Consider the following 3,760-nt stretch of genomic DNA (forward strand, 5'->3'; position numbering starts at 1 on the left):
CCCCGGCCTCACGCACCCCGGCCCGAGTCAATAACGTCACGCCCTCTTACACCTAGATATCGCCGTAGGGCCGGACCAAACGCACAAACCATCGTCCCCAATCAGGTGAAGCCCCCGAAGTGGCGGTCCTTGTAGATATGCGACGGGAGATCATCCGTCCTGGTAGAGCAAAGGAACCGGCATTCATGATTGGTACCACACTGGCACCAAATTTGTGTGGTACCAGTGTGGTACCGACACGGTACAAGTTGCATGTCAGGAGCGCCCAGGACATTTCAGGAAGTCTCCAACGCCAAAGAGCATGTGGTGGATGCCGCGCCTCGACGCAGTGCCGGAGGTGGTGAGCGACCGATTAGCTGACGGTGCGTAGCTCTGCCCAGTCTGTGGTGTAGCGCGGGGAGAGGTCTGCTTGGCGGTTTGCCCAGGGGGCGGGGGAGTGGGCGCCGAGCCTGCCCAGGGCGAGGGTGCCGGCGCCGAAGCGGTTGTTGACCGCGTCGATGAGCTCCCCGATGGGGGCGGGCTGCTCGAGCATTCCGGGCAGGACGGGCACCGACCCCTCGGGGGCGAGGTCTGTGCAGAGGATGCCGGCGCGCATGTAGGACATGCCATGCATCAGCTTGGGTACCAGGGCCGCCCGGGCCGCGGCCACCAGGGGAGTGGGCTCGTTGGTGGGCACGGCCAGACGCACCTGAGTGGAGACGTGGTGGGCGGGTCCGGGCCGGTGCGGGGAGGTGGTGGCGAAGACGGTGAAGCGCCCGGTGACCTCGCACTCCTTCCGGAGTCGGCGGGAGGCGCGTTGCGCGAACTCGGCCACCGCGGCCCCGACGATCTCCGGATCCCAAATCGGGTCCGGGAACGACCGGGAGACCAGGATCTGGGCCTTGGTGGCCACCTCGTCCTCCACCGGGATGGCGGGGAACCCGTTGAGCTCGAGCACGGTGCGCATCTGCACCACGGAGAACTTGTCCCGGATGACCACCGGGTCGGCATCACGCAGCTGGGCGATGGTCTGGACCCCCAACGCCTCCAGGCGCTTGGCCAGCCGCCCGGAGATCCCCCAGACCTCGGTCACCGGCAGAGCCGCCATGAGCCGGTCCCAGTACCCCTCGGGGGCCTGGTCCCAGTGGACGACCCCACCGGTGACGGGCAGCTTCTTCGCGGCCTCGGTGGCGATCTTCGCCCGCGTCTTCGAACTCGCGATCCCGATACTCACCGGCAGCCCGACGTTGCGGGCCACGGTGGCTTTGAGCCGGCGCGCCCACCGCACCTGCTCGGTCGGGGTGCCGTCGGGTGGGAGCAGGAAGCACTCGTCGATGGAGTACACCTCCTGGCCGCGGGCGTGGCGTGCCAGCAGCAGCATCACCCGCTCCGACAGGTCCGCATACAGCTGGTAGTTGGAGGAGCGCTTGATCAGTCCCCACCGGTTGGCGTCGGCGCGCAGCTGGAACCAGGGGTCGCCCATCTTGATGCCGAGAGCCTTGGCCTCGGGGGAGCGGGCGACGACACAGCCGTCGTTGTTTGAGAGCACCACCAGCGGCTTACCGGCCAGGGAGGGCTCGAAGAGGGCCTCGGCCGAGGCGTAGAAATTGTTCACGTCCACCAGGGCGATCACCACACACCACCACCCGGGTCAGTGGACGTGGCGGATGCCGTAGACCACCACACCCCAGACCACCAGCTCCGACAGCGACGGGACCTCGACGTCCGGGTAGGCCGGGTTCTCCGGATGCAGCACCACCCTCTGCGGATACAGGTGGAGGGTCTTGACGGTGAAGTCCCCGTCCAGCACCGCGATCACCACGCTGCCGTGCCGTGGGGTCAGGGAGCGGTCCACCAAGACTTCGTCCCCGTGGTAGATCCCGATGCCTTCCATGGAGTCCCCGGTGACACGGAAGAGATAGGTGGAGGTGACATCGCGGATCAACACCTCGTTGAGGTCGATCCGCCCGTCGTCAAAGCTGTCCTGGGCCGGCGACGGGAACCCGGCCGGCACCCGGACCAGGACCGCGTTCACCAGCACCGGGTCGTCAATGGTCAGCGGCACGGGGGGTCTCATGCACGCCATAATAGAACACTTATTCGACAGTAAAGCGACATACGCCTATTCATTAGTACAGGATTACCAGCTGGCTAGGCTTGACGCCCTGAAGCTTGATGTGTCCCAGATATGGCGAGGGCCCTGCGCCGGGAACGCAGGGCCCTCGCTGCTACGAGTGGAAAGGATCAATTACCACCAAGGTCGTGCGCGCCGATGTGAGCGTGCTTAGCCTCGGTTCGTTCTTTGAGCTGGCTCGTGCCGTGAGGCCAGACCCGGCAGGCGATTGCCGCCAGTGCCTGTCCGCGGGTGGTAATGGCGGCCTCATCCCAGTGCTCGACATCTGCGAGGGGGAGGTTCAGTTGCAGGGCTGCGTGGGCGGCCAGCTCAGGGCGTTTGTGCTGCCAGCCGAGGTTGGAGACGCCTTGGTTGAACGCGGAGGTCACCAGGGTGAGGTTGCCAATGCGGTGCACCACGGCAGTGCGTTCGGTGGTGGCCAGTTCCCGCTGAACCGGGTCGTCGAGTACTTCAGCTGGCAGGGGCCAGTGCTGGACCCAGCGTCGCGGCATGAGGTGCTCGATCTGCAGTTTGGTGTAGTCGAAGACCGCTGGCTCGGTCTTCGGGTTCTCAGCACGCATTCGTGCATCGATGGCCCCTAGCAGCAGGCGGATGCGCTCTTGGGTGAACCGGCCATAGATCCGTTCCTGGGCGAAGACCTGGGTGATCTCAGAATCAGTGGGCCAGGCCAGGGAGTTCGGCCCAGCAGAGAGGGCTTCGATGATGGCATCGGCGATATTGGCTTCCGGATCCTTGGCAGCCGCCTGCGCGCTCTTGAGCACGCTCATGAACGCCGCGTTGTAGCCACGGGTATTGACCCCAAGGATCATCCGACGGATCACCCAGGATTCCACCGCGCCCACCGCGCGTTCGTGATCGGCCGGGGAGAGCCGTGCTGAGTGGAGGGTGCGCAACCAAGCCAGCAACGGCACTGCGGTCTGGAGTTTGAGGGTCTCGAGGTTGCCGTAGGCCCGGGCCAGTTCCGTGGAGCCGGGATCCAAGGCGCCGTAGATGGCCTTGTAGGCCCGCCCGTAAGCGGCCAACTCGATCAGAATGTCCTCGGTCGTGCGCTCACCCCCGGCCAAGTACTGACGGACTTCTCCGTAGAGGTGGCCCACGCTGGCCTCGCTCCCCGAGACCGCGGTCAGCCACACCGACAGCAGCACATCGCGCCGCGCGCGGGCGGCGTGACCGGTGCCGATCTGCTTCTTCCACCACCCCTCGTCGAAATCGGCCCAGTAGGCGTCGTAGAGGGCCTCGAGCTCGTGTTCGTTGGCCAGTTCCCCGCGTAGGAACAGCAGGTTTTTGACCAGGTCCGAGGCAGACAGGGGGGTTTGGCGGCCGTTGAGGACCTCGAAGATGACCTGAGCATCGTCATTGTCGTCCAAGTCGATGACCACCAATTTGAACAGGTCCAGCAAGGCATCCACGAGGTCATCGGTGCGGTCCCGGCCGTCCACATCCAGGATGACCTCGCGCACGGACTCGGCGAAGAAACGGCGGGCCTGCAGATACAGGTGGTCCTCGGCACTGTACTGGGGAACCGCATCAGCCATCGCCACCGGCCACACCTCGCGGTCCTTGCGCCGCGGCCACAGCTTGTAGCGCTCATGAGGCTCATCAACAACATCCTCGGGATTCTGCAGCAGACGCTTGACCTGCCGACCC

3 protein-coding genes are annotated in these 3,760 nt (G+C 65.4%); all 3 read right to left on the bottom strand.

The window, feature by feature from the left end:
- Positions 1–352: 352 nt before the first annotated feature.
- Positions 353–1,600 (bottom strand): Y-family DNA polymerase, encoded by a 1,248-nt coding sequence (locus BJF77_RS01435; protein WP_255396081.1) that lies wholly within the window; start codon positions 1,598–1,600, stop codon positions 353–355.
- Positions 1,601–1,630: 30 nt separating this feature from the next.
- On the bottom strand, positions 1,631–2,056 hold the full coding sequence (locus BJF77_RS01440) for a LexA family transcriptional regulator (protein WP_075871080.1): 426 nt from the start codon (positions 2,054–2,056) through the stop codon (positions 1,631–1,633).
- Positions 2,057–2,223: 167 nt separating this feature from the next.
- Positions 2,224–3,760, bottom strand: a 1,537-nt coding sequence (locus BJF77_RS01445) for an HNH endonuclease family protein (RefSeq protein ID WP_083664915.1), incomplete at its 5' end; no start/stop codon positions are given.

It is taken from the genome of Kocuria sp. CNJ-770, from assembly GCF_001942375.1.
Classification (GTDB): domain Bacteria; phylum Actinomycetota; class Actinomycetes; order Actinomycetales; family Micrococcaceae; genus Kocuria; species Kocuria oceani.